The organism is Streptomyces sp. NPDC050806 (genome assembly GCF_055586425.1).
The window spans coordinates 164,449-189,442 of the sequence record NZ_JBVJIF010000007.1 but is presented as its reverse complement, the minus strand read 5'-3'; the positions used below and the strand labels follow the sequence as shown (position 1 = coordinate 189,442).

Here is a 24,994-nt window from a genome sequence, read left to right as displayed (position 1 = left end):
CCCTACATCCTGAAGACGCCGAAGCCGCCGCGGGCGCCCTCGTACGGTGCGGTGTGGATCGCCGACAGGCACAGGCCGAGGACGGTGCGGGTGTCGCGCGGGTCGATGACGCCGTCGTCGTAGAGCCGGCCGGACAGGAACATCGGCAGCGACTCGGACTCGATCTGCTGCTCGACCATCGCGCGCAGCCCGGCGTCCGCCTCGTCGTCGTACGGCTGCCCCTTGGCGGCGGCCGAGGCGCGGGCCACGATCGACAGGACGCCCGCCAGCTGCTGCGGGCCCATGACGGCGGACTTGGCGCTGGGCCAGGCGAAGAGGAAGCGGGGGTCGTACGCGCGGCCGCACATGCCGTAGTGCCCCGCCCCGTACGAGGCTCCCATCAGCACCGACAGGTGCGGCACCGTCGAATTCGACACCGCGTTGATCATCATCGCGCCGTGCTTGATGATGCCGCCCTGCTCGTACTCCTTGCCGACCATGTAGCCGGTGGTGTTGTGCAGGAAGAGCAGCGGGATGTCGCGCTGGTTGGCGAGCTGGATGAACTGCGCGGCCTTCTGCGACTCCTCGCTGAACAGCACGCCCTGCGCGTTGGCGAGGATGCCGACCGGGTAGCCGTGCAGCCGCGCCCAGCCGGTCGTCAGCGAGGGCCCGTACAGCGGCTTGAACTCGTCGAAGTCCGAGCCGTCGACGAGCCGGGCGATGACCTCGCGCGGGTCGAAGGGGGCCTTGAGGTCGTCGGGGACGATGCCCAGCAGCTCGTCCTCGTCGTACTTCGGGGGCTCGGCGAGCTGGGGGTCGGCGTGCGCCTTCTGCCAGTTGAGGCGGGCGACGACCCGGCGGGCCCGGCGCAGCGCGTCCGGCTCGTCGACCGCGAAGTGGTCCGCGAGCCCCGACGTACGGGCGTGCATCTCGGCGCCGCCGAGGGACTCGTCGTCGCTCTCCTCGCCGGTGGCCATCTTCACCAGCGGCGGCCCGCCGAGGAAGACCTTGGCCCGCTCCTTGACCATGATCACGTGGTCGGACATGCCGGGGACGTACGCGCCGCCCGCGGTGGAGTTGCCGAAGACCACGGCGACGGTCGGGATGCCGGCGGCCGAGAGCCGGGTGAGGTCCTTGAAGAGCGCCCCGCCCGGGATGAAGATCTCCTTCTGGCTGGGCAGGTCGGCGCCGCCGGACTCCACCAGCGAGACGACGGGCAGCCGGTTGGCGTACGCGATCTCGTTGGCGCGCAGCGCCTTCTTCAGCGTCCAGGGGTTGGAGGCGCCGCCGCGTACGGTCGGGTCGTTGGCGGTGACCAGGCACTCCACGCCCTCGATCACGCCGATGCCGGTGACCAGCGAGGCGCCCACCTGATAGTCGCTCCCCCACGCGGCGAGCGGCGACAGCTCCAGGAACGGGGTATCGGGGTCGAGCAGCAGCTCGATGCGTTCGCGGGCGAGCAGCTTGCCGCGTCTGCGGTGCCGCTCGACGTACTTCTCCCCGCCGCCGGCGACCGCCTTGGCCTGCTCGGCGGCCAGTTCGTCCAGCTTGGCGAGGAGCGCCGCGCGGTTCTCCGCGTACTCGGGGCTCGCGGTGTCCAGCCCCGTGCCGAGCACGGTCACAGCAGTACCTCCGGTATGTCCAGGTGGCGGGCGCGCAGCCACTCGCCCAGGGCCTTGGCCTGCGGGTCGAAGCGGGCCTGGGAGGCCACGCCCGCGCCGAGCAGTCCGTCGATCACGAAGTTCAGCGCCCGCAGGTTCGGCAGCACGTGCCGCTCGACGGGCAGGCCGGCGGCCTCCGGGAGGAGCGTGCGGAGCCGTTCGGTGGTCAGCTCGTGCGCCAGCCAGGCCCACGCCTCGTCCGTACGCGCCCACACCCCGACGTTGGCCGCGCCGCCCTTGTCGCCGCTGCGGGCCCCGGCGACGAGGCCGAGGGGCGCGCGGCGGGTGGTGCCGTCGTGGTGCAGGGGTTCGGGGAGGGGAGGGTCGGGCTCCCGTATCAACTCCCTTGTCACCGTCGCCGGTTCGACGGTCACGCGGCGACCGTCCGGCAGCACGGCGACGTGCGGGACCTCCCCCACCGGTACGTACGCGGCTTCGAAGACGCCGTACGGGGCGCCCTTGCCGGGCGGCGCCGTGACGTGGAAGCCCGGGTAGCTGCCGAGGGCGAGTTCGACCGCGGCACCGCTGATCACCCGGCCCACCGCGTCCTGGTCCGGGTCGCGGACCACCAGCCGCAGCAGCGCGCTGGCCTCCTCCTCGGATGCCGCGTCGGGGTGGTCGGTGCGGGCGAGCCGCCAGTCCACCTCGGCGGGGCGGCGGCCCGCCGCGTCGAAGGCGGCCTCCATCTGCTCGCGCACGAGCCTCGCCTTGAGGTCCACGTCCAGCCCGGTCAGCACGAACGTGACCTCGTTGCGCCAGCCGCCGAGCCGGGTCAGGCCGGTCTTGAGGGTGGGCGGCGGCGCCTCGCCCCGTACACCGTCGATCCGCACCCGGTCCGGGCCGTCCTGGGTGAGCCGGGCGGTGTCCAGCCGGGCGGTCACGTCGGGTCCGGCGTACCGGGCGCCCGTCGTCTCGTACAGCAGCTGCGCGGTGACCGTGCCGACCGTGACGGCGCCGCCGGTCCCCGGGTGCTTGGTGATCACGGCGGAGCCGTCGGCGGCGATCTCGGCGAGCGGGAAGCCGGGGCGGCGCATGTCGAGCGCGCCGAAGAAGGAGTAGTTGCCGCCGGTGGCCTGGGTGCCGCACTCCAGGACGTGCCCGGCGATCACCGCCCCCGCCAGCCGGTCGTGGTCGTCGGGCCGCCACCCGAAGTGCGCGGCCGCGGCCCCGCTGACCAGCGCGGCGTCGGTGACCCTGCCGGTGACGACCACCTCGGCGCCGGACCGCAGGCACTCCGCGATGCCGCCACCGCCGAGGTAGGCGTTGGCCGTCAGGGTGCCGTCGGGCCATCCCCCGCGGGCGAGCAGGTCGTCGCCCTCGACGTGCGCGACACGCACGGGCACGCCGGCCTTCTCCGCCAACTCCCGTACGGCGTCGGCGAGTCCGGCCGGGTTGAGGCCGCCCGCGTTGGTGACGATCCGTACCCCGCGTTCGGCGGCCAGCCCGAGGCCGGTCTCCAGCTGCCGCAGGAAGGTCTTCGCGTAGCCGCGGCCCGGGTCCTCCAGGCGGTCGCGGCCCAGGATGAGCATGGTCAGTTCGGCGAGGTAGTCGCCGGTGAGGATGTCGAGCGGGCCGCCGGTGAGCATCTCCTCCAGCGCGCCGAAGCGGTCGCCGTAGAATCCGGAGGCATTGCCGATGCGGAGGGGAGCCGTGGGCTCCCCGGGTATCGCGGGGGTCACGCGGTGGGCTCCTTCGGCGCTGTGGGCTCCTTCGGCGTTGCGGACCGGGGGCCGCGACCGGCACCCGGCGGCCCCGCGAAGGCCTGCGCGATGCCCAGCCAGCGGTCGGCCTCCGCGCCCTCCGCCGTCACCGCCACGTCGTCGCGGTGCGCCCGCTGGGTGACCAGCAGGCAGAAGCCGAGCGCGTCGCCGGTCACCCGCTGCGCCGCGTCCTCGGGCCCCCACGTCCAGAGCCCGCCGTCCGGGGCGCGCAGCTCGACGTGGAACTCCTCCTCCGGCGGCGTGAGCCCGTGCGCGAAGTAGGCGAAGTTCCGGGCCCGTACGCCGATGTGGGCGACGTGCCGCAGCCGCGCCGTGGGCTCCCGTACGACGCCGAGCGCATCGGCCACGTCCTGGCCGTGCGCCCAGGTCTCCATGAGCCGCGCGGTGGCCATCGAGGTGACGCTCATCGGCGGCCCGAACCACGGCAGCCGGCCGCCGGGGTGCCCGGCGAGCGCGTCGTGGAGGGCCGCGCGGCCCGTACGCCAGTGGGCCAGCAGCTCGGCGGGCGGGCGGCGGGCCCCGTCCTCGGCGCCCTCGTCGACGAAGGTGTCCGGGGCGGCGAGCGCCGCCTCGGCGGCGCGCCGGAAGCCGTCCGGGTCGGTGGCCGCGTGCAGGGCCTGCTGGTCGGTCCAGGCGAGGTGGGCGATCTGGTGGGCGATCGTCCAGCCGGCGGCGGGCGTCGGCAGCGCCCAGCGGTCCCCGGCGAGCCGTCCCACGAGGCCGTCCAGCGCCTCCCCCTCCGCGTGCAGGTCGGCGAGGACCGGGCTCGGATCGGACACGCTGCACTCCCCTCATCAGGCCCGACTCGCAGGCGGGTGGGCCGCGTTGACGTGTGTGGTGCGGCTTAAGAGAGTGGCAGTCGCCCCAGAAACAATCAAGCACGCATGCATGATTTTCTGCCGCGCCGTCGCTCCCGGGCGGGCGCATCATGGAAGGGAGAGGTCCGTCCGGCGCTGTGGCCGGTCCGTGAACACCGCCGGAGGGGTGGTGACGGGCCCCGGAGGCATGACACGGGCCTGTCGACGAAAGGACCCCTCATGCTTGAGGTCAAAACGATTGAGAAGCCGGACGAACGGCGCGAGTTCCCCCGTGGCCACCTCGACACCGTCCACCTCTCCGGGCTGGACTTCGCCAGGGCGACCTTCGAGCCCGGCTGGCGCTGGTCCGAGTGCGTGGCACCGCTCGCGGGGACCACGAGCTGCGAGGTGCCGCACAACGGCTATGTCGTGCAAGGGCACATGGGCGTCCGCATGGACGACGGCACGGAGGGCGAAGCCGGCCCCGGCGACGTCTTCGTGATCTCCCCCGGGCACGACGCCTGGGTCGTGGGTGACGACACGGTCGTGGTGTACGACTTCGCCGGCGTCATGGCCCAGCAGTACGCGAAGTCGACGTAGGAGGAACGCACTCAGCCGCCGTGTGCGTACAGCGAGAAGCGGCGGCGGTTGACCTTGCCCGAAGTGAAGCCCGCGACCAGCTGGTCGCCGCCGCGGCGCAGCACCGCCAGCCCCTCCGGCTCGCGCGGGCGCAGCTTCCGACCGGCCGTCGTACGGACGTCCTGGAGGACGGTGCCGGTGCGCAGGTCGATGCCGGCCAGGCGGGCGTCGCCGGGCCCGGAGGCCGGGTTGCCGGGGCCGTACGGGCTGCCGGTGAGCTGGTACGCGTAGTTCCCCGAGAGCGCCAGGCCCTGGTAGAAGACGCCCTTGCGCAGCGGCGGCTGCGGGACGTCGGTGAGCGCCTTGGGCTTCGCGCCGCGGACGAAGTCGTCCAGGTCGTAGAGCGCGTAGCGGTAGATGCCCTTGCGGCGGTAGCGGAGCAGCAGCCGGCCGGTGGCCATGTCGACGGCCGGCTGGTTCTTCGTGGTGCCCGGCTGCGGGTGGAAGGTGGTCAGCGAACGGTCGCCGGCCCGCAGGACGCGGTTCGGGGTGTAGGTGAAGCGGGCGATGCCGCGGCCGTAGCCGGAGGCGGGGTTGACGTCCCACTCCGTCCACAGCAGGGGCGCCCGGCCCGGCCGTTCTTGGACGCCGATCGAGCCGCCGTGCCCGAAGCCCTTGAGGAACATCCGGTCCTTCAGCCGCCCGGCCATGGTGAGGCGGTTCAGGCAGAGGTCGCCGCGGGTGACCCGCTGTGCGTGGGTGTACGTGCGTGTCTCGCCCCTGAGGCGGACGCCGCCCTGCACGACCTGGAGGGCGTAGATGTAGCCGTTGCCCTCGTCGAACGCGAAGGACTGGAGGACCGAGGTGTGCGTGAGCCGCTTCTTCTGGAGCAGCGAGGCGGCCGGCCCGGACACGTCGATGTACCCGCCGCCGCCCGGTGCGGCGCCGGGCAGGGCGATGTCCGGCATGCCGACGTCGGCGGGTGCCGGTTTCACCGTGGGCACCGGCTTGCGGCCCGGGCCCGGGGGCCGCGGGGCCGCCTCGGCCGGGCCTGTGAGCAGCGCCGGACCGCCGAGAACCGCGGCGCCTCCGAACCTGAGAAGTTCCCTGCGCCCGATCCCCGTCATACCGCGTCGCCCCTCCGTCGCCGTCCCGTGCGTCGTCGTCCGTACGTCCTCTTTCCGTACGGAAGACGTGTGACCGATGGCGGACAGGCACCACACTCGTTTTCCGGCGGCTTCATCCATCCGCCCCCGGCCCCTCACACCAACGGCGGCAGGGATCGGGGGCGGTGACGGAAGCGGGCCGGTGACCGGAGCTCGCCGGCTTCGGGTCAGTGCCCCGAACTCGCCGAGCGGACGGCGCCGACGCTCGCGAGGACGACCATGCCGATGGCGGCGACCTCGGCCCAGCCGAGCGCCTGGTGCAGGACCAGGAAGCCCGCCGTCGCCGCCGCGGCCGGCTCCAGGCTCATCATGACCGCGAAGCCGGAGGCCGGGAGCTTGCGCAGGGCGAGCAGCTCAAGGGTGTACGGCAGCACCGAGGACATCATCGCGACGGCGGCGCCCAGCCCGATCGTGACCGGGTCGAGCAGCGCGGCGCCGGAGGTCGTGACGCCCAGCGGCAGGGTGAGGACGGCGGCGACGGTCATCGCCAGCGCCAGCCCGTCGGCCTGCGGGAAGCGCTGTCCCGCGCGGGCCGACAGCAGGATGTACGCCGCCCACAGCGCGCCGGCCGTCAGCGCGCACCCGGCGCCGAACAGGTTCAGCCCGTCGAAGCCCTCGCGGCCCAGCAGCGCGACGCCGCCCAGCGCGAGCGCCGCCCACACCAGGCTCAGCGCGCGCCGGGAGGTGACGATGGACAGCACCAGCGGGCCGAGGAACTCCAGGGTGACCGCCGCGCCCAGCGGGATGCGGTCGATCGCCAGGTAGAAGAGGGAGTTCATGCCGGCCAGCGCGAAGCCGAAGCCGACCACGGTGGCCCAGTCGCCGCGTGAGTAGCCGCGCAGCTTCGGGCGGCAGGCCACGAGCAGGACGAGCGCCGCGACGACGAGGCGCAGGGTGACCACACCGAGCGCGCCGGCCCGTGGGAACAGCAGCACGGCCACGGAGGAGCCGAACTGCAGCGAGATGATGCCGCCGATCACCAGCCCCACGGACACCATGCGGCTGCGGGAGCCGTCCGCCCGGGCCGCCCGCTCGGCCCGCCGGACCTCCTCCGAGGCCGGTACCGCTACGGGCAGCGCGCCCGCGTCGGACGCCGCGAGCCGCGAGGGCTCACCGGCGTCCGGGAGGCCGGAGGAAGCGCGGGAACGGGGGCCGGCCTGCGCGCCGGCCGAGGGAGACGAATGATTCACGTGCCCCAAGCTACGGTCCGGCCGCCGCACGGAAAAATGCACTTTCCGCGAATTCGTTGCGATCGCACATTTCCGGCCGTTCCGTCACAGGTGCTCCGCCAGCACCTCCGCGAGGTGACGTCCGGGCCGTTCTCCCAGCTGAGACAGTTGCGTACGGCAGGAGAAGCCATCGGCGACGATCTCGGCGGACGGGTCAGCGCCCCGTACGGCAGGCAGCAGTTGCTCTTCTGCACACGCCACGGAAACGTCGTAATGCCCGCGTTCGAAGCCGAAGTTGCCCGCGAGACCGCAGCAGCCGCCGCTCAGCTCGCCCGTCAGCCCCGCCCGCTCCCGCAGCCGCCGCTCGGCCGCGTCACCGAGGACCGCGTGCTGGTGGCAGTGGGTCTGACCGGCCACGGGACGGTCGATCCGGGGCGGCTGCCAGTCCGGCGCGCACTCCTCCAGGTACTGGGCGAGGGTCCGCACCGAGCGGGCCAGTTCGGCCGCGCGCGGGTCGTCCGAAAGCAGCTCCGGCAGATCGGTACGGAGCGTGGCCGCGCAGCTCGGCTCCAGGACGACCAGCGGGCGGCCGAGGGCCGGGCCGATGTGGTCCAGGGTGCGGCGCATCACCTTGCGCGCCTGGTCGAGCTGGCCGGTGGAGACGTAGGTCAGGCCGCAGCAGACGGCCTTGCCGGGCGCCGCCGGGAGCACGACCTCCTTGCCCGCGGCCTCCAGGACCCGCACGGCGGCCTGCCCCACGGACGGTGCGAGGTAGGTGGTGAAGGTGTCGGGCCAGAGGGTGGCGGCCTTCGCCCGCGGGATGATCCGCGGCCGGAAGCCGGTCGTACGGGCACGGAAGCGGCGGGCGAACCAGCGCGTGAACGGCTCCGGCGCGATCTCGGGGATCGTGCGCTCCGCCGCGATGCCGCCCGCCCGCTTGGCCACGGCGGCGAGCGGGCCGACCCCGGCCGCCGCGTTGAGCACGGGAGCCAGCCGGGCGACGGACGCGGCACGCAGCCACAGCGGCAGCCGCCCCATGGCGTAGTGCGCGGCGGGCCGCAGCCGGCCCGCGTAGTGGTGGTGCAGGAACTCCGCCTTGTACGTCGCCATGTCCACACCCACCGGGCAGTCGCTGCGGCAGCCCTTGCAGGACAGGCAGAGGTCGAGCGCGTCGTGCACCTCGGCCGACCGCCAGCCGTCCGTGACCACCTCGCCCGCCAGCATCTCGTGCAGCAGCCGGGCGCGGCCGCGGGTGGAGTGCCGCTCCTCCCCCGTCGCGCGGAAGGACGGGCACATCACGCCCGCGCCCGGGACGGAGGTGTTGCGGCACTTGGCGACGCCGACGCAGCGCCGTACGGCGGCGGAGAAGTCGCCCTTGTCGTGCGGGTATCCGAACTCCACGTCGACCGGCTGCTTGGGCAGCACGGCGAAGCGGAGATTGTCGTCCATGCGGTGCGGACGGACGAGCATGCCGGGGTTGAGCCCGCCCGCCGGGTCCCACATGTCCTTGAAACGACCGAAGAGGCCCGTCAGTTCCGGCCCGTACATCTTCGGCAGCAGCTCGGCGCGAGCCTGCCCGTCGCCGTGCTCGCCGGACAGCGAGCCGCCGTGCGCGACGACCAGGTCCCCCAGGTCGTGCGAGAACTCCCGGAAGCGGCGGATGCCGGGACCGGTGAGCAGGTCGAAGTCGATGCGTACGTGGATGCAGCCGTCGCCGAAGTGGCCGTACGGGGTGCCGCGCAGCCCGTGCTGGGAGAGCAGCGCCCGGAAGTCGCGGAGGTAGCCGCCCAGCCGCTCCGGCGGTACGGCGCAGTCCTCCCAGCCGGGCCATGCCTCGCTCCCGTCGGGCATCCGGGTCGCCGTCCCCGAGGCGTCCTCGCGGACCCGCCACAGGACGCGCTGCCCCGCCGGATCGGACACCACCATGTGGTCCGTGACGCCGTCGGCGGCCGCCGCCCGGCACATCTCCTCGGCCCGCGCCCGCGCCTCCGCCGGCGAGGAGCCGCCCGTCTCCACGAAGAGCCAGGCGCCCCCTTTGGGCAGCCCGCCCGCGTCCGGCACCAGGTCGGACGCCATGCCCTCGACCGTCAGCGGCTCGTACGGCAGGAGGGTGTGCGCGGCCTCGGCGGCGGCGCTCTCGTCCGGGTACCCCAGCACGGCCAGGGCCCGGGCCGCCGGCGCCTCGACCAGTTTCACGGTCGCTGCGGTGAGCACCCCGAGCGTGCCCTCGCTGCCGGTCAGCGCCCGCGCCAGATCGACCCCGTTCTCGGGGAGCAGCGTGTCCAGCGCGTAGCCGGAGATCCGGCGCGGCAGCTCGGGGAAGCCGGTGCGCAGCAGCGCGAGGTTCCCGTCGACCAGGGCACGCACGCCGTCCGCGAGGGCGCCCGGCACCCCGTCGAGCCCCTGCCCGGCCCGCACCCGCTCGCCCCCGTACGTCAGCACGTCCAGGGCATGCACATTGTCCGCGGTCGTCCCCCACGCCACCGAGTGCGAGCCGCAGGAGTTGTTGCCGATCATGCCGCCGATCGTGCAGCGGCTGTGCGTGGACGGGTCGGGCCCGAAGGTCAGGCCGTGCGCGCCGGCCGCGGTGCGCAGCTCGTCGCAGATCACGCCCGGCTGGACCACGGCCGTCCGCGCCTCCGGGTCCAGCGACTCGATCCGCCGCATGTGGCGGGTGAAGTCCAGCACCACACCCGTACCGGTGGCCTGCCCGGCGATGGACGTACCGCCGCCGCGCGGCACCACCGGCACCCCGTGCTCCCGGCAGACCCGCAGCGCCGCCGCCACGTCCGCCGCATCACGGGGCGCGACGACCGCCCGCGGCACCCGCCGGTAGTTCGACGCGTCCATGGTCACCAGCGCCCGGTCCGCCGGGGTCCCCGACACCTCCCCCCGTACGGCCGCCGTCAGCGCCCGTACCAGCTCCTGGTCCGCCGTCCCTGTCCCTGTCTCCCTCTGCGCACGCTCAGCCATACCCCTCAGCCTGCCCCGCGGGACGCCGGGAGATGGGCTGCGACGCCCGGCCATCCCCGGACACTCCCGTCTCAACGGCTGGACTCGGGTCAGAACCCGGCGGCCCGACGGATTAGGCTTCGCCTGTGGCTGATATCCAGATTCCCGCTGACATCAAGCCCGCCGACGGTCGCTTCGGCGCGGGCCCCTCCAAGGTGCGTACGGAGGCGGTCGACGCCCTGGCCGCCACCGGAACCTCTCTCCTCGGCACTTCCCACCGCCAGGCCCCGGTGAAGAACCTGGTCGGCAAGGTGCGCGAGGGCGTCCGCGACCTCTTCCAGCTCCCCGAGGGCTACGAGGTCGTGCTCGGCAACGGCGGCTCCACCGCGTTCTGGGACATCGCGACGCACGGTCTGATCGAGCGCAAGTCCCAGCACCTCACCTTCGGTGAGTTCTCCTCCAAGTTCGCCAAGGCCAGCAAGCTCGCGCCCTGGCTGGAGGAGCCCACCGTCATCTCCTCCGAGCCCGGTACGCACCCGGAGCCGCAGGCGGAGGAGGGCGTGGACGTCTACGCCTTCACGCACAACGAGACCTCCACCGGTGTCGCCGCGCCGATCAAGCGCGTCGCGGGCGCCGACGAGGGCTCGCTCGTCCTGGTCGACGCCACCTCCGGCGCCGGCGGCCTCCCGGTCGACGTCTCCGAGACGGACGTCTACTACTTCGCCCCGCAGAAGTCCTTCGCCTCCGACGGCGGCCTGTGGATCGGTGTCTTCTCCCCCGCCGCCCTGGAGCGCGCCCGCGCGGTCCACGCCTCCGGCCGGCACATCCCGGAGTTCTTCTCGCTCCCCACGGCGATCGACAACTCCCTCAAGAACCAGACGTACAACACCCCCGCCCTCTCCACCCTCTTCCTGCTCAACGAGCAGCTGGAGTGGATCAACGGCCAGGGCGGCCTGGACTGGGCGGTCCGCCGCACGGCGACCTCCGCGCGCACCCTGTACGGCTGGGCCGAGGACTCCAAGTACGCCACCCCGTTCGTCACCGACCCGGCCAAGCGCTCGCAGGTCATCGGCACGATCGACTTCAACGACGACGTGGACGCCGCGGCCGTCGCCAAGGCCCTGCGCGCCAACGGCATCGTCGACACCGACCCGTACCGCAAGCTCGGCCGCAACCAGCTGCGCGTCGCGATGTTCCCGGCCATCGACCCGGCCGACGTCGAGGCCCTGACGAACTGCATCGACTACGTGATCGACAAGCTGTAGTCGTCCGCCTGCGGTGACATACGGAAGGGCCCCGGCGAGGTGATCGCCGGGGCCCGTACGCGTTCCGTGGCGCCTGCCGCGTTCTGTGACGTACCCCGTGGCGCCTGCCGCGCGCTCAGCGGCGGCCGCGCCTGCGGATGGCGATGATCGCCACCATGGCCACGGCGATGACGAAGATCCCGGTGACCGCCGGGTTGCTCTTCTCCGAATCGCCGGAGTCGGAGGAGTCACCGGAGCCGCCCGTGCCGTTCTCGTCACCACCGCCCGGAGTGGCGGAGACCGAGTCCGGCAGCTGCTTCCCGCTCAGCCCGACCGGCCGCACCTCGCTGTTCTCCCCCTCCGACCCGAACATCAGCGTCCGCCCGTCCGGGGTGAACGTGACGGACTCGCCCTGCCCCTGTATCGGTACGCCGATGCTGCCGATGTCGTCCTTCGGGCGGCCGTCCTGCCAGCGGAACATCCGGCCGCCGAAGTAGCTGCGCAGCATCAGCCGGCTGCCGTCCGGCGAGAACGCGCCGTCGGTGACCCACATGTCGATGCCGGAGACCCGTCCGAAGACGTTCGGCCCGGACGTGCTCAGCCGCTCCGGCCCGGCGTACAGCGCCGCACCCCCGTCCTCCTTCTTCGACACGACGTACACCCGGCCGGTCTTCGGATGGACCATCATCGCCTCGGCGTCCCGCGGACCGTCCGCGTACTTCACGTCGTACTGGGTGGCCGTCACCGTCTGATCGCGCAGCTGCTTCGGCTCCGGGAAGCGGTAGATCCAGACGTGGTCCCAGGAACCGCCGAGGTTGTCCCCGATGTCGCCGACGTACAGATCGCCGTCCGGCCCGACCGAAATCGCCTCCACGTCACGCGGATCGCCGACCCCCCGCATGGTGACGGTCGCGACGGTCCGCCCGGTCCGGGAATCCACGGCGTAGACGTAGGGCCCGTCGTCGCTGTCGTTGTGCGTCCAGTAGACGCCGGGGTGCGCGCGGCTGGCGGCCAGACCGCTGGACTCGGTGATCCGCGGGTCCTTGATCGTGAACTGCTCCGGCTCACCGCCGGACGCGGCCACGGCGCCGGCGGCCGACACGAAGAGCAGTACCCCCGCGGCACCTGCCGCGCACAGAAGCGAACGCATGCCCCCAGCTTCCCACCAGCGCGGCGGTGTACGGGGGCACGTGGCGGGCGTCACGTACCGGCCACGCCGGTGATCGGCGAAAATGGCCGGATGCGGATCATGTTCGTCGGCGACTCCATGACCATCGGCTCCGCCGGCGACTACACCTGGCGCTACCGCATGTGGCAGCACCTCAACCGCACATACGGCGGCCCGTACCGAATCGTCGGCCCGCGCGACACGCTCTACGACGTCGCCGCCGCCGAACCCGTCTCGTACGACTACGGCGACCCCGGCTTCCCCGAGCGCGCCCGCCGCCATCTCGCCGGCTGGGGCGAGGGCTGGCTGCACATGGCCCCGCTCATCGCCGACGCCGTACGCGCCCACAAGGCCGACACGCTGCTCATCTCCCTCGGCCTGATCGACCTCGGCTTCTACACGGACGCGGCGCAGACCGCCGCGAACGCCCGCCGCTTCTTCGCCGAGGCACGGGCCGTACGCCCGCACGTGCGCGCCGTACTCCTCCCCGTCATCCCCAACATACGAGCCCTGACGGATCCCCTCTTCGCCGCCGAGTGCGACCGCTTCAACGAACTCCTGGCGAAAGCCGTCGCCGACCTCTCCACCCCGCAGTCGCCGTTGCTCCTCGCCTCTCCCCCGTCGGACTACATCCTCGACCGCGACACGTACGACGGCACGCATCCCTCCCCCTCCGGCGAACACCTGCTCGCGGCGGCCTTCGCCGACGCGATGCACCAGGGGTGGGACGTGGGCGGCCCGTACGAACCGGCACCGCGCTAGGCCGGACCCGGACCTCCCCGACGGGATGCGGTCACCCGCCCCACGCGGTGCGCTGCGACACCCGCACGCAGTACTTCTTCCAGTCCCCCTTCCTGGTGTCGTACGTCGTCGGCACCGCGCACGCCGTGGCACGGAACGTGTCGTCGACCGAGGCCATCGGGGTGAACTGGTCCTTCCCGTAGGCGACCAGCGCCGCCTTCTGCGAGCCGCCGCTCACCTGGATGGTCACCTGGTCACCCTGCTCGCCATCGAGGATCCGGGCCCACAGGACACCGCAGTGCTTGCTGTACCGCACCTGCAGCGCCACGGGGTTGCCGCGCGGGGGCTGCCATCCGACGGCGTCGGCGGAGCAGCCTTCCTTCTGCGGGTTCCTGCCGTCGCAGCCGGGACCGGGGCAGGTCGCCGGCGGCGGGTCGTCGGGCAGTGCGTACTGGACCACGACCGGTACGAGGCCACCGGCCACCGCGACGACCAGCGCATGCGTCGAGTGAGCCCGCAACCAGGCCCAGGCCGCCGCCCAGCGCCCCCGCGTCGGCCGGTGCGAGCTGTTGGTGTCACCGCCTGCTGTGCCCATCCGGTCTCCAGAGAGAACTCGTGCGCCAGAAGACACCAGTATTCACGGCCGCCACTTCTCAACGGCAGTCAATTTTCCGCCCGTTGGGCCACGTTGCCCTTCAGCAGGCGGCCAGCACCCGCACCGCCATCTCCTGCAGCAACTCCGGCTCCACGTAGGGCGCTTCCACGCAGGGGAGCGAGCGCCAGTCGAGCGGCCAGGTGTCCCCGTACAGCGCGGGCACCCCGACGAACGCCGTGTGCCGCCCGTCCCGCCCCAGCACCTCCGCCCCCACCGGCCACGCGTATGCCGCGGCGGTGCGCGGCGGGAGCAGGAAGTAGGAGCTCCGTCCCCGGGTCGAAGTCCGGACGATGGGCCCGGCCCGGAAGTGGGTGAACGCCATCAACTCGTAAGCCACTTGCTCCCCGAACAAGTCCCCGATGCGGATGGCGTCGAAGTGGACGCCGACGAGCCGCAAGGCATGCCCCGAGGCGGGCACCCAGGCCGGGACGAGATCGGGTGAGATTCGAAGGTTCATGCCGAAGACGATTGCCGCCGGCGCTTGACTGTGACCAGTGCCACATACGGCTCGTGCGAAGCCGTGCACTCGGGGAGGGCGTTGTGTACATGGATGGCAATGCGCGGATGTTCGGCGCGCTACTGAGGTTCTACAGGGAACAGGCTGGGCTGACTCAGGAGGTCCTGGGCCGGCGCATCGGCTTCTCCAAGTCCCAGGTGGCCATGGTCGAGCGGGGAGAACGACCGCCCAAGGGCAGCTTCGCGCCGCTGTCGGACGAGACGCTGGATGCTCAGGGAGCGCTGCGTGTGGCGGCGACGCACTTCCGAGTCGACCACCTGCCACGGTGGACCGCGGAGTACGCGGAGGAGGAGGCTCGGGCGGTTGCCCTCCACACGTACGCCAACCATGTCGTCCCGGGACTCCTCCAGACGGAGGCGTACGCGCGGGCCGTCTTCAACTGCAACTACTGCCCTCCCTTGGACGACGAGGAGGTCGAGGCCCAGGTGGCCACTCGGCTTGCTCGTCAGCAGCTGTTCCACCGAAAGCCGACACCTGTCCTCAGCTTCATCCTGGAACTGGTGGTGCTCACCCGGCCACTCGGTGGGCCGGAGGTACTGAAAGGGCAGCTCCAACACGTGCTGGACATCGCCCGGATGCGCAATGTCGAGATCCAGGTGATGTCATCGGACCGGCAGACGCACGCGGGCCTCGCGGGCCCGATGATCCTCCTGGAGACGGGCGAACTTCGCCGGCTCGCCTACGTGGAGGGACAGGGGAGCGGCTACTTCGTGAGCGAACAACCAGACGTGGGAAACCTGTTCGGCAAATATGGCATTCTGCGGTCGCAGGCTCTCACGCCGGAAGAGTCCGTGGAACTCATCGAACAGGTGGCACGAGGACTATGAACTGGTTCAAGAGCAGCTACAGCGCTGAGCAGGGCGAGTGCGTCGAGGTTGCCATCGCCCCCTCCGCCGTCCACATACGGGACTCCAAAGACATAGCGCGGCCCGGTATCACCGTGTCGGCCGACACCTGGGACCGCTTCACGTCCTTGATTCGAGTGCGCTCCAAGGCGTTGGCTGTGGAGTCATGGAGTACACGCAGCTAGGACGTACGGGGCTCAAGGTCAGCCGACTCGTGCTCGGGACGATGAACTTCGGGCCGCAGACCGACGAGGCCGACAGTCACACGATCATGGACGCCGCGCTGGGTGCGGGCGTCAACTTCTTCGACACGGCCAACGTGTACGGCTGGGGCGAGAACAAGGGCCGGACGGAAGAAATCGTCGGGTCGTGGTTCGCCAAGGGCGGGGGCCGGCGCGACAAGGTCGTGCTGGGGACCAAGGTCTACGCGAACATGGCCCCGGACGGGGACGGCGCCTGGCCCAACCACGACAAGCTGTCCGCCGTGAACATCCGGCGGGCCGTGGACGCCAGCCTCAAGCGGCTGGGGACGGACTACATCGACCTGTACCAGTTCCACCACGTGGACCGGTCGACGCCGTGGGACGAGATCTGGCAGGCGATCGACGTCCTCGTGCAGCAGGGCAAGATCCTGTACGCGGGGTCCTCGAACCACGCGGGCTGGCACATCGCGCAGGCCAACGAGGCGGCCGCGCGGCGCGGGTCGTACGGGCTGGTCAGCGAGCAGTGCCTGTACAACCTCGCCGAGCGGCGGGCCGAGATGGAGGTCATCCCGGCGGCCCAGGGCTACGGGCTCGGCGTGATCCCGTGGTCGCCGCTGCACGGCGGGCTGCTGGGCGGCGCCATCCGCAAGGAGCGGGAGGGCGGCAGCGGCCGTACCGCCTCCGGGCGGGCCGCCGACACGCTCGCCGACCCCACCGCGCGGGCGCAGATCCAGGCGTACGAGGACGTCGTGGCCAAGCACGGGCTGGAGCCGGGCGAGGTCGCGCTGGCGTGGCTGCTCACGCGGCCCGGCGTGACGGGGCCGATCGTGGGTCCGCGTACGACGGATCAGCTCGCGTCGGCGCTGCGGGCGGTGGAGCTGACGCTGCCGGACGAGCTGCTGCGGTCGCTGGACGAGATCTTCCCGGGGCCGGGCCCGTCCCCCGAGGCTTTCGCCTGGTAGACGGGCGCTGCGCGGGACGGCTCCTGGGCCGGGTGGTTCAGGAGCCGGTCCCGTCGTACGCACCGGCGCCGCGGCCGTCACTGCATGGCGGCCGCCACGACGACAACGATCAGCAGCACGGCGAGCAGGCCGGACATGATCCGGTTACGGGTCTTGGGGTCCACCCTTTGAGCGTAACCGGACCGCCGGACCGGTCCGCAGCCAGTACCGCCCCGGGTCGTCCACGGGTCAGTGGCCGTCGCCCAGGGGCCAGGAGGCCACCGTCTCGTAGCGGGGCTGCTCGCCGGGGACGCCGGAGACGGGCAGGTTGCTGCGGACGAGGGCCAGGTCGGCCACGCTCCACTCCTCGCTCTCGTACTCCGCGAGCGCGTCGGCGAAGGGGACGAGGTCCACGCGGGCCTCGCCTCCCCGGGCACGGGCGAGGGTGAGGTGCGGGGTGTAGCGCCGGTGCTCGTCCATGTCCACGCCGGCGCGCCGGGCCGCGGCCCCCGCGGCGTCCGCCAGGTGCCGCATCGGCTCCCGGCCGCCCGCCGCGCCCGCCCACAGCACCTTGTGGTCGAACCGGCCGCCGCCGCTGATCCGCAGCGGGAACGGGCGGTGGCGGTGGGCGGCGCGGGCCAGCCGGGTGTGCAGCTCGGGGAGCAGGTCCTCGGCCACCTCCCCGTAGAAGGCGAGCGTGAAGTGCCAGCCCTCATGGCCGGTCCAGCGAAGGCGCTCCGCGCCGGGAAGCCGACGGAGGAGCTTCACCTCGGCCGCCAGCGCGTCGATCACCGCCTGCGGCGGCAGAACCGCTGCGAAGAGTCTCATACGGTGATTCTCGCGGGTGCGGGGCGTCTCGGGCGGGCTGATAACGCGGTTCCCCGCGCCCCTTGAAGGGCGCGGGGAACCGGGTGGGCGCCGTGGGACCGTGGGCGGCGGACGTCACGCCGCGGCGGTGACCCGTTCTCGGGTGGCCGGTTCGCGTGGGACGACGGCCAGGTGCTGGTGGCCGCGGCGGAGGTCGACCTTGAGGCGGAGGCCGCCCTTGCGGGCCAGGACCAGGCCGACGGCCACCGCGGCCAGGGCGGAGATCAGGCCGCCGGTGAGGAAGCCGACGCGCGCGCCGTACGCGTCGGTGACCCAGCCGACGAGCGGCGCGCCCAGCGGCGTACCGCCCATGAAGACCATCATGAACAGGCTCATCACGCGGCCGCGCATGGCGGGGTCGGTGGCCAGCTGGACGCTGGAGTTGGCGGTGACGTTGATCGTCAGGCCGCACATGCCGATCGGGACGAGGAGTACCGCGTAGAGCCAGAACGCCGGCGACAGGGAGGCCGCGATTTCCAGGACGCCGAAGAGGAGCGCCGCGCCGACCAGCAGCCGGAGGCGGGAGGTGCCGCGCCGGGCCGCGAGCAGCGCGCCGGCCAGTGAACCGGCCGCCATGAGGGTGTTGAGCAGGCCGTACGTGCCGGCGCCCGAGTGGTAGACCTTGTCGACGAAGGCGGTCAGCCAGATCGGGAAGTTGAAGCCGAAGGTGCCGATGAAGCCGACCAGGACTATGGGCCATATCAGGTCCGGGCGGCCCGCCACGTAGCGCAGGCCCTCGCGGAGCTGGCCCTTGCCGCGGGGCACCTGCTTGCCCGGGTACAGCTCGGCGGGCCGCATCATCAGCAGGCCGATGACCGGAGCGATGAAGGACAGACCGTTGAGCATGAAGGCCCAGCCGCTGCCGACGGCGGTGATCAGTACGCCGGCGACGGCCGGGCCGACCAGCCGGGCGGACTGGAAGTTCGCGGAGTTCAGGCTGACGGCGTTGCGCAGGTCGTCGGGGCCGACCATCTCGGAGACGAACGACTGCCGCGCGGGGTTGTCGACGACGGTGACCAGGCCGAGCAGGAAGGCGACGAGGTAGACGTGCCAGACCTGGACCTGTCCGGTGAGGGTGAGGACGGCCAGGGCGAGTCCCGTGCAGCCCATCGCGGCCTGGGTGAGCAGGAGGAGCTTGCGCTTGGGGAGGCGGTCGGCGATGACGCCGCCGTACAGGCCGAAGAGCAGCATGGGGAGGAACTGCAGGGCCGTGGTGATGCCGACGGCGGTGGAGGAGCCGGTCAGGCTCAGCACCAGCCAGTCCTGGGCGATGCGCTGCATCCAGGTGCCGGTGTTGGAGACGACCTGGCCGGTGGCGAAGAGCCGGTAGTTACGGTTGCGCAGCGAGCTGAAGGTGCCCTTGCGCGGCTTGACGGCAGCCGCAGCGGGTTCCGCGGGGGCGTGGGCAGTGCCGGTCCCGCGGTCGTCGTCGGGGTTCGGTGCGGGGGCGGAGTCTGCTCCGGATCCCGTACTCAAGTGGGTTCGCCTCCTCGGCGGTCGGTGGCTGTATCACGGTGCACACAGGTGGCTCCGGCGGTTGCGGCTCGTCCTTCTCGGCCCGGCGCCGCGCGCTAGAGGTGCGCGAGCTTCTCCAGTACGGGTGCGGCGACGCGCAGCGCCTCCCACTCGTCCTCGTCCAGGCCCGAAACCAGCTCGGCCAGCCAGACGTTGCGCTTGCGGCGGCTCTCCTCGAGCATCTCCTCCGCCTGCTCCGTCTGCATGACGACCTTCTGGCGCCGGTCGTCGGGGTGCGGCTGCAGCCGGACCAGCCCCTTGGCTTCGAGCATCGCCACGATGCGGGTCATCGACGGCGGCTGCACGTGCTCCTTGCGGGCCAGCTCACCGGGGGTGGCGGTGCCGCAGCGCGCGAGGGTGCCCAGCACCGACATCTCGGTGGGGCTCAGCGATTCGTCGACCCGCTGGTGCTTGATCCGGCGGGACAGGCGCATGACGGCGGACCGCAGCGCGTTCACGGCGGCATCGTCGTCACCGAGGGACAGTTCCGGCATGTTTGTTAGCGTAACTCATTACTCTCGCTAAAGAAAGCCGAGGGGCGCAGGACTACATGCATCACCCAAACGAGTGAGAGGGTGGCGGAAAGTGACGCGCCAGAACGGGCCGTACGTGGAACGTTGACCGCATGGGATCGAGAGTGCTCAGCCTTCGCGTCGAGAGTGAGCTGCTGGAGCGCATCGGACAGCACGCGGCCAAACGCGGCATGAGCGTCCAGGATTACGTGATCCGGACGCTCATGCGCGAGGACTTCGACGAACGCTTCAAGACGTCGGTCGAGGAGACGGAACGGTTCTACGCCGCTCCGCCGATATAACGGGGCGATAGCAGGGGCGTTCGCTCCGCCGATACAGCCGAGGGAGCCAGTGACTACTTCAGGCCGAGCGCCTGCTCGATCGGGTTGAGCAGGAAGTAGACCAGGAAGCAGAGGCCGACGACGTTCAGCAGCCACGGGACCTGCCGGAAGCGGCCGGTCGCGGCGCGCAGCAGGATGAAGGCCACGACACCGATACCGATACCGGTGGTGATGCTGTACGTGAACGGCATCGAGACGATCGTCAGGAACGCCGGGATGCCGACCGTGAAGTCGCTCCAGTCGATCTCGCGGACGTTGGACGCCATGATCAGGAAGCCGACGACGAGCAGGGCGGGCGTGGCGGCCTGCGACGGCACGACCGTGGCGAGCGGGTTGAAGACCAGCGTGAGCAGGAAGAGTCCGCCGGTCACGACGTTCGCGAGGCCCGTACGGGCCCCCTCGCCGACGCCCGCGGTGGATTCAACAAAGCACGTGTTGGCCGAGCAGGAGCCGAGGCCGCCGCCCGCGACGCCGATGCCGTCCAGCATCAGGATCCGGCCCATGCGCGGCAGCTGCCCGTTCTCGTCGGTCAGGCCGGACTCCTCGCCGACGCCGATGATCGTACCCATCGCGTCGAAGAAGCCGGAGAGCAGCACGGTGAAGACGAAGAGGCAGCCGGTGAGGATGCCGACCTTCTGGAAGCCGCCGAAGAGGCTGATCTGACCGACCAGGCCGAAGTCGGGGGTGCCCACCAGCGCGTCCGGGATCTTCGGCACGGCCAGGCCCCAGGCGCTGTCCGGCAGCCCCGCGATGGTGTTGATGATGATCGCGACGATCGTCATGACGACGATCCCGATGAGGATCGCGCCCTTGGTCTTCCGCACGGTCAGCACGAACATCAGCGCCAGGCCGAGGACGAAGACCAGTACCGGCCAGCCCTGGAGCTGGCCGCCGGTGCCCAGACCGAGCGGCACGGTGGTGTGCGCGGAGTCCGGGTTGCGGGTGACGAAGCCGGAGTCGACCAGGCCGATCAGGCTGATGAAGAGGCCGATGCCGATGGCGATGGCGCGGCGCAGCCCGTTGGGGATCGCGTCCATGACGCGCTGCCGCAGGCCCGAGGCGACCAGGATCATCAGCACGATGCCGGCCCAGACGACCATGCCCATCGCGTCCGGCCAGGTCATCTGGGGCGCGAGCTGGAGCGAGACCAGCGCGTTGATGCCCAGCCCGGCGGCGAGCGCGATCGGGACGTTGCCGATGACGCCCATCAGGACGGTGGTCAGGCCCGCCATCAGTGCGGTGGCGGTGACCAGCTGGGCGTTGTCCAGGTGGTGCCCGTTCATGTCCTGACCGCCGGCCAGGATGATCGGGTTGAGGATCACGATGTAGGCCATCGCGAAGAAGGTGGCCAGACCGCCGCGCACCTCACGGGCGACCGTGGAGCGGCGTTCGGAGATCTGGAAGAACCGGTCGAGACCGTTCTTGGGCTCGGGCGTGGCGCCGGACGGGGAATCGGCGTCGGCCTCGGTGGTGGCCGGGGTGGGCATCGGTGGGGACCTCAGTGGTACGGGCCTGGGGAGGCGCGGGCGGCCCGGTTCCCGGACCACACAGACGATCGGATCAGTTTTGTTCTATCAGACGAGAGAAACCGGTCAGATCCGGAAAGGTTCAGTATGAATAAACAAATCGATGATCGCTATCTCCGCGCGTAGACCCTTGCGCCGACCGGGTCGGGACCGGTTCCGGCACCGTTCACGAGTGCCGGGGGAAGCCGGCGGACCGGCCCGCCGTAAGCTTGGTGGTATGTGGAAGAAGTCCGAACTGCGCGAGGCCCCCGCCCCCCTGGAAGGGCCCGTCGTCGCCACCGTCACCGGCGGCACCGTCATCTGGTTCGTGCTCTTCCTCGCCCAGCTGCCCTTCTACGGCTGGTTCGACGACCGGGGCACCACCTGGTGGGTCTGGACCTGCCTGGCCGGCGGCGGCCTCGGGCTGCTCGGCATCTGGTACGTCCGCAGGCGCGACGCCGCCATAAAGCGCGACGCGGCAGCGAAGAGCGCCGAGGGCCGGGCCGCCTCTTCCGACGCCTGACCCCCGGGTGACCCAGGGAGCACCTGCCCCCGGGTGAGCCGGGCCCCCGCGTCCCCGCGGAGGCCCCCTCGGAGAACCTCTCCGTCAGCGATTCCGTCAGTCGAACCAGCGCGCCCGCGCCAGCTCCTCCGTACGGGTCGGGTCCTCCAGCAGCGCCGCCACCTCGAAGCGGCGCGGCCACTGACCGGTAGCCCAGGCCAGCCCGGCCGCCACGCCCTCGAACGTGGCCGCGTGCACCGTGCCGTCGGCGGCGCGCCGCCAGTCCAGCTCGGTGTCCCCGCCTTCCGCGGCCACCAGCAGTTCGTCGTGCTCGACGTACGTACCGGGCGTGTCGGGGCCCAGCAGCACCCGTACCGCGTCCGGCACCTCGCGCACCGTGCCCTCGCTCCGCACCTCGGCGGCGCACTCCTCGCTCAGCCGGCGTACCTGGAGCAGCTCGGCCAGCGCGCCGGCGCGGCCCGGGCTCACCGGCAGCAGCGGCCGGTCACCGGCCAGCGGCAGCAGGTCGGGCGCGTCCGCGATGACCGCGTCGGCCGCGTCCACCACCCGCACCGCGTCCCCGACCACGGCCCGCAGCTCGTCCGGCAGCGTCACCTGCTCGGGGTCCATCCCCGCCAGCGCGCCATAGAGGGCGTGCAGCTGAGCGGCCGTCACCGCGGCGTCCTCGTCGGCCAGCCGCCCGAGCAGTTCGGCGGCGCCGCCCGGCTCGTCCAGCAGCGCCTCCACCGAGGTCCGTACGCCCAGGGCGCGCAGCACCTGCGCGTCGACCTCGCCGGCGTCCGCCGCCTCGTACAGGCCCGCCAGCAGCGGGTCGCCGCCCGCGGAGCGCAGGCCCGCCGGGCGCCGCCCGTCGAGCACGGGGTGGCCGCGCAGCCACCACGCCGTGTACGGGCGCACCGTCTCCGTCGTGCCGTCCGGGAGCAGGACCCGTACCGGGGCGGTCAGCGCGTCCCGCAGCGGCGGCTGCGACAGCATGGCCAGCACCTGCGGCCAGGCGTCGTCGTCGACCAGGTCCAGGTCCCGTACGGCGACGATCTCGGTGGCGACCGGCGGTACGGGCGTCTCGGGCAGCCCGTCGAGGACGTCCTCGCACCACACGTCCACGGCGTCCAGCAGCCCGGTGTCGTCCGGCTCGGCGAAGTCGCCGTCCCGGGGCTCCAGCTCGTCCGGGTCCAGGACCACGTCCTGGGCGCGGACCAGCGCGAAGTCCGCCAGCACGCCCACCGCGGTCAGCGGCTGCTCGCCCCAGCGGGCCGCCAGCTCCTCGTCGACGCAGGGGAGTTCGCCGTCCCGGATGACCCGCTCGAAGGCACTGCCCGGGTAGACCAGCTCCCCGGCCGGGGCCGGCTCGCCGTCCTCGTCGGGCAGCGCCAGCGCGCCCAGCCACGGCTCGTCGCCCGGGGCCAGCCCCGCGTCACGGACCAGCCCGAGCACCGCCTCGGCCAGCTCCTCGCCGGCGAGCGCGCCGCCGGGCCCGTCCGCCGTCTCCTCGGCGAAGACGTCGTACTCGTCCTCCGCGTCCTCCAGGGAGTGCGCGACCGCCGCGCGTACCTGGGGGGTCGTCAGGACGGCGCGCGGCGTGGCGGGCACCGCGCCCAGCTTCTCCAGCAGCGGGTGGACCGCGTCCGGGTGCGCGACCTTCAGCCCCAGCCGGGCCAGGGTGCGGTGCCGGGACGCCGTTTCCGTGCCCTCCTCCCGGAGCGGCAGCAGCACCTGGCGGGGGCCGATCGTCGTCCGGACTCCCCCGGACTCCTCGGCCGGCCCGCCCGCGAGCGGTACGGGGAGCCCGCTCAGCCGGTCCGGGTCGGTCCCGGCCAGCGAGGCGTACAGCCGCCGCCACCAGGACGGCGCGCGCTCCACCCCGGCCAGCCGGTCGACGACCTCGCCCAGCGGCACCCGGGCCACGCCCAGCGCGCGCAGCTCGGGCCGCCGCTCCAGGCCGGCGGGGAGCAGGCTGGGGAACAGCTCGGCCAGGACGGCGACGGTCCCGGCGCCGGCGCCCTCCACCAGTTCGGCCTCGACGGGGCGCAGCACGTACGGCCCGTCGGCCTCGACGCCGGCCGGTTCGTCGGCCTCCGGCCAGGTGCCGAGCGCGCGGTCGGCCTCGCGGCGCACCGCGGCGCCGGTGCCGGCGCCGGGCAGGAACGGCACTCGCGGCAGCCGCTCCAGCACCAGCCGCCGCAGCTCGCCGTCCAGGCCGCCCTTGCCCAGCGGCCCCGGCACCAGATCGATGGTGCCGACGGAGGCCGGCTCCCAGTCCCGGAGCAGCGCGGCGTAGGCGTCGGCGGCGCGCTCGGTCACGAAGTCGGCGAGCGGCCCCGGCGCGACGTGCCGGCGGGTCGGCTCCAGCGGGAGCGACGCGATGAGCAGCGCGGGCAGGCCCAGCGGCTCGTCGGTGGGGGTCGGCGCGTGCACGACGGGCGCGGTGGCCGGGCGTACCGGCTCGCCCTCGGCGTTCACCGGCACCGCCCAGGTCACCGACCAGACGGGCCGCAGCCGTTCCTCGACGGGACGGTCCCCCAGCAGTGCGGGCTCCAGGGCGCCGCCGTCGGAGGCGACGCGCCAGCGGACCGTGCCGCGCGCGCTGTCCTCGACCACGACGTACGGGCCGTCGGCGCCGCGCCGCAGCGTACGTGCGCCCTCGGCCGTCTCGATGACGATCTCGCCCAGGCCCGGCAGGGTCAGCAGCAGCGCGTCGTCGACGGCGGCCAGCAGACGGTGTGTCAGGTCCTCGGCGGCGCCGTCCCGCAGCGGCAGCACCACGGCGGTGTCGTACCCCTCGGGAGCCGTGCCCTCGGCGGGCAGCGGCAGCCGGAGCAGCGGTACGTGGCCGTCCCGACGGCGCAGTTCGTTGCCCAGACCCGGGCTGTGGGCCGCGACGTCCAGCGCCAGCGAACGCGCCTCGGCCAGCGACCAGCGCACACCGCCGGTCCTGCCGACCACCGCCGGTTCGTCGGTCACGGCCAGCACGGCGGCGAAGCCGACACCGAAGCGGCCGACCGCGCCCGCCGCAGCGTCGCTGTCCCGCTTGGCGGAGGCGCGCAGGGTGGCCAGCGACTCGACGCCCGTGGCGTCCAGCGGCGCGCCGGTGTTGGAGGCCACCAGGACCGCGTGCGCGCCGTCCTCGCCCGGGTGCAGCGTCAGGCGCAGCCGGCCCGGCACCCCGGCGCGCGCGGCCGCGTCGGCGGCGTTCTGCGCCAGCTCGACCACGAGCCGGTCGCGGTACCCGCCGAGCGCGAGGTCCTCCTCGGCGTTGGCATCCTCGCGGAACCGGGCCGGGGAGCCGGCCCAGGCGTCCAGCACGCCCCGCCGCAACCGCGCGGCTCCGAAGGGGTCCGCACCATCGACGGGATTCCGGACGGTCGCCCTACGGCTCACGACTGCTCCCTCGCA

Annotated in this window: 22 protein-coding genes; 8 read left to right on the top strand and 14 right to left on the bottom strand. The window is 72.7% G+C overall.

Going from position 1 to position 24,994, the window contains the following annotated elements; translation table 11 throughout:
• Positions 1–2: 2 nt before the first annotated feature.
• From ACZ6WH_RS22990 to ACZ6WH_RS22980, 3 genes are read right to left on the bottom strand one after another with little or no spacing between them, the layout of a single operon-like run.
• On the bottom strand, positions 3–1,601 hold the full coding sequence (locus tag ACZ6WH_RS22990; RefSeq protein ID WP_469730139.1) for an acyl-CoA carboxylase subunit beta: 1,599 nt from the start codon (positions 1,599–1,601) through the stop codon (positions 3–5).
• Positions 1,598–3,319, bottom strand: a complete 1,722-nt coding sequence (locus ACZ6WH_RS22985; RefSeq protein ID WP_469730137.1) for an acyclic terpene utilization AtuA family protein — start codon at positions 3,317–3,319, stop codon at positions 1,598–1,600. The genes ACZ6WH_RS22990 and ACZ6WH_RS22985 overlap by 4 nt, the downstream gene beginning before the upstream one ends.
• Complete coding sequence (locus ACZ6WH_RS22980) at positions 3,316–4,140, bottom strand: TIGR03084 family metal-binding protein (RefSeq protein WP_469730135.1); 825 nt, start codon at positions 4,138–4,140, stop codon at positions 3,316–3,318. The genes ACZ6WH_RS22985 and ACZ6WH_RS22980 overlap by 4 nt, the downstream gene beginning before the upstream one ends.
• A gap of 258 nt (positions 4,141–4,398) precedes the next feature.
• Here ACZ6WH_RS22980 and ACZ6WH_RS22975 point away from each other — a divergent pair, with 258 nt between their 5' ends.
• Positions 4,399–4,758, top strand: a complete 360-nt coding sequence (locus ACZ6WH_RS22975; RefSeq protein ID WP_432857931.1) for a cupin domain-containing protein — start codon at positions 4,399–4,401, stop codon at positions 4,756–4,758.
• An 11-nt stretch (positions 4,759–4,769) separates the two neighbouring features.
• Here ACZ6WH_RS22975 and ACZ6WH_RS22970 read toward each other — a convergent pair whose 3' ends face one another.
• From ACZ6WH_RS22970 to ACZ6WH_RS22960, 3 genes are all read right to left on the bottom strand, one after another.
• On the bottom strand, positions 4,770–5,732 hold the full coding sequence (locus ACZ6WH_RS22970) for a phage baseplate protein (RefSeq protein ID WP_469730132.1): 963 nt from the start codon (positions 5,730–5,732) through the stop codon (positions 4,770–4,772).
• A 338-nt stretch (positions 5,733–6,070) separates the two neighbouring features.
• Positions 6,071–6,979, bottom strand: coding sequence for an EamA family transporter (locus ACZ6WH_RS22965; protein WP_469730663.1), 909 nt, complete (start codon positions 6,977–6,979; stop codon positions 6,071–6,073).
• A 198-nt stretch (positions 6,980–7,177) separates the two neighbouring features.
• Positions 7,178–10,045 (bottom strand): FAD-binding and (Fe-S)-binding domain-containing protein, encoded by a 2,868-nt coding sequence (locus tag ACZ6WH_RS22960; protein WP_469730130.1) that lies wholly within the window; start codon positions 10,043–10,045, stop codon positions 7,178–7,180.
• Positions 10,046–10,170: 125 nt separating this feature from the next.
• Here ACZ6WH_RS22960 and serC point away from each other — a divergent pair, with 125 nt between their 5' ends.
• Entirely contained in the window at positions 10,171–11,289 is a 1,119-nt protein-coding gene (serC, locus tag ACZ6WH_RS22955; RefSeq protein WP_469730128.1) for a phosphoserine transaminase, read from the top strand.
• Between the two features lie 115 nt (positions 11,290–11,404).
• Here serC and ACZ6WH_RS22950 read toward each other — a convergent pair whose 3' ends face one another.
• The gene (locus ACZ6WH_RS22950) at positions 11,405–12,418 is read right to left on the bottom strand and encodes a hypothetical protein (RefSeq protein WP_469730127.1); all 1,014 of its coding nucleotides are present in this window, start codon (positions 12,416–12,418) and stop codon (positions 11,405–11,407) included.
• 90 nt (positions 12,419–12,508) lie between these two features.
• Here ACZ6WH_RS22950 and ACZ6WH_RS22945 point away from each other — a divergent pair, with 90 nt between their 5' ends.
• Positions 12,509–13,198, top strand: a complete 690-nt coding sequence (locus tag ACZ6WH_RS22945; RefSeq protein WP_469730126.1) for a GDSL-type esterase/lipase family protein — start codon at positions 12,509–12,511, stop codon at positions 13,196–13,198.
• Positions 13,199–13,229: 31 nt separating this feature from the next.
• Here ACZ6WH_RS22945 and ACZ6WH_RS22940 read toward each other — a convergent pair whose 3' ends face one another.
• Positions 13,230–13,772 carry a DUF2690 domain-containing protein gene (locus ACZ6WH_RS22940; RefSeq protein ID WP_469730125.1) on the bottom strand — a complete coding sequence of 181 codons (543 nt, stop codon included), beginning with the start codon at positions 13,770–13,772 and terminating at the stop codon, positions 13,230–13,232.
• Between the two features lie 100 nt (positions 13,773–13,872).
• Positions 13,873–14,289: a hypothetical protein gene (locus tag ACZ6WH_RS22935; protein WP_469730124.1), complete on the bottom strand. Its 417-nt coding sequence runs from the start codon at positions 14,287–14,289 to the stop codon at positions 13,873–13,875.
• A gap of 89 nt (positions 14,290–14,378) precedes the next feature.
• Here ACZ6WH_RS22935 and ACZ6WH_RS22930 point away from each other — a divergent pair, with 89 nt between their 5' ends.
• Genes ACZ6WH_RS22930 through ACZ6WH_RS22920 form a run of 3 tightly spaced genes read left to right on the top strand, consistent with a single transcriptional unit; the run spans position 14,379 to position 16,359 of the window.
• Positions 14,379–15,176 (top strand): helix-turn-helix domain-containing protein, encoded by a 798-nt coding sequence (locus ACZ6WH_RS22930; RefSeq protein WP_469730661.1) that lies wholly within the window; start codon positions 14,379–14,381, stop codon positions 15,174–15,176.
• Positions 15,173–15,379 (top strand): DUF397 domain-containing protein, encoded by a 207-nt coding sequence (locus ACZ6WH_RS22925; protein ID WP_469730123.1) that lies wholly within the window; start codon positions 15,173–15,175, stop codon positions 15,377–15,379. The genes ACZ6WH_RS22930 and ACZ6WH_RS22925 overlap by 4 nt, the downstream gene beginning before the upstream one ends.
• Positions 15,361–16,359: an aldo/keto reductase gene (locus tag ACZ6WH_RS22920; RefSeq protein ID WP_469730122.1), complete on the top strand. Its 999-nt coding sequence runs from the start codon at positions 15,361–15,363 to the stop codon at positions 16,357–16,359. The genes ACZ6WH_RS22925 and ACZ6WH_RS22920 overlap by 19 nt, the downstream gene beginning before the upstream one ends.
• A gap of 228 nt (positions 16,360–16,587) precedes the next feature.
• Here the strand turns inward: ACZ6WH_RS22920 and thpR are convergent, their stop codons facing one another.
• The 3 genes from thpR to ACZ6WH_RS22905 all read right to left on the bottom strand — a co-directional run bounded on the left by thpR (position 16,588) and on the right by ACZ6WH_RS22905 (position 19,214).
• Positions 16,588–17,166 carry an RNA 2',3'-cyclic phosphodiesterase gene (gene thpR, locus ACZ6WH_RS22915; RefSeq protein ID WP_469730121.1) on the bottom strand — a complete coding sequence of 193 codons (579 nt, stop codon included), beginning with the start codon at positions 17,164–17,166 and terminating at the stop codon, positions 16,588–16,590.
• A 114-nt stretch (positions 17,167–17,280) separates the two neighbouring features.
• Positions 17,281–18,681, bottom strand: coding sequence for an MFS transporter (locus tag ACZ6WH_RS22910; RefSeq protein ID WP_469730120.1), 1,401 nt, complete (start codon positions 18,679–18,681; stop codon positions 17,281–17,283).
• Positions 18,682–18,776: 95 nt separating this feature from the next.
• On the bottom strand, positions 18,777–19,214 hold the full coding sequence (locus tag ACZ6WH_RS22905) for a MarR family winged helix-turn-helix transcriptional regulator (RefSeq protein WP_432857903.1): 438 nt from the start codon (positions 19,212–19,214) through the stop codon (positions 18,777–18,779).
• Positions 19,215–19,345: 131 nt separating this feature from the next.
• Here ACZ6WH_RS22905 and ACZ6WH_RS22900 point away from each other — a divergent pair, with 131 nt between their 5' ends.
• A complete protein-coding gene (locus ACZ6WH_RS22900) occupies positions 19,346–19,534 on the top strand; it encodes a ribbon-helix-helix protein, CopG family (RefSeq protein WP_361559279.1) in 189 nt (62 codons plus the stop codon).
• A 53-nt stretch (positions 19,535–19,587) separates the two neighbouring features.
• Here ACZ6WH_RS22900 and ACZ6WH_RS22895 read toward each other — a convergent pair whose 3' ends face one another.
• Complete coding sequence (locus tag ACZ6WH_RS22895) at positions 19,588–21,060, bottom strand: NCS2 family permease (RefSeq protein ID WP_432857901.1); 1,473 nt, start codon at positions 21,058–21,060, stop codon at positions 19,588–19,590.
• Positions 21,061–21,316: 256 nt separating this feature from the next.
• On the opposite strand from ACZ6WH_RS22895, the gene ACZ6WH_RS22890 reads away from it, so the two are divergent.
• Entirely contained in the window at positions 21,317–21,601 is a 285-nt protein-coding gene (locus ACZ6WH_RS22890; RefSeq protein WP_469730119.1) for a DUF2530 domain-containing protein, read from the top strand.
• A gap of 96 nt (positions 21,602–21,697) precedes the next feature.
• On the opposite strand, the gene ACZ6WH_RS22885 is transcribed toward ACZ6WH_RS22890, so the two are convergent.
• Complete coding sequence (locus ACZ6WH_RS22885; RefSeq protein WP_469730118.1) at positions 21,698–24,979, bottom strand: sacsin N-terminal ATP-binding-like domain-containing protein; 3,282 nt, start codon at positions 24,977–24,979, stop codon at positions 21,698–21,700.
• Between the last annotated feature and the right edge of the window lie 15 nt (positions 24,980–24,994).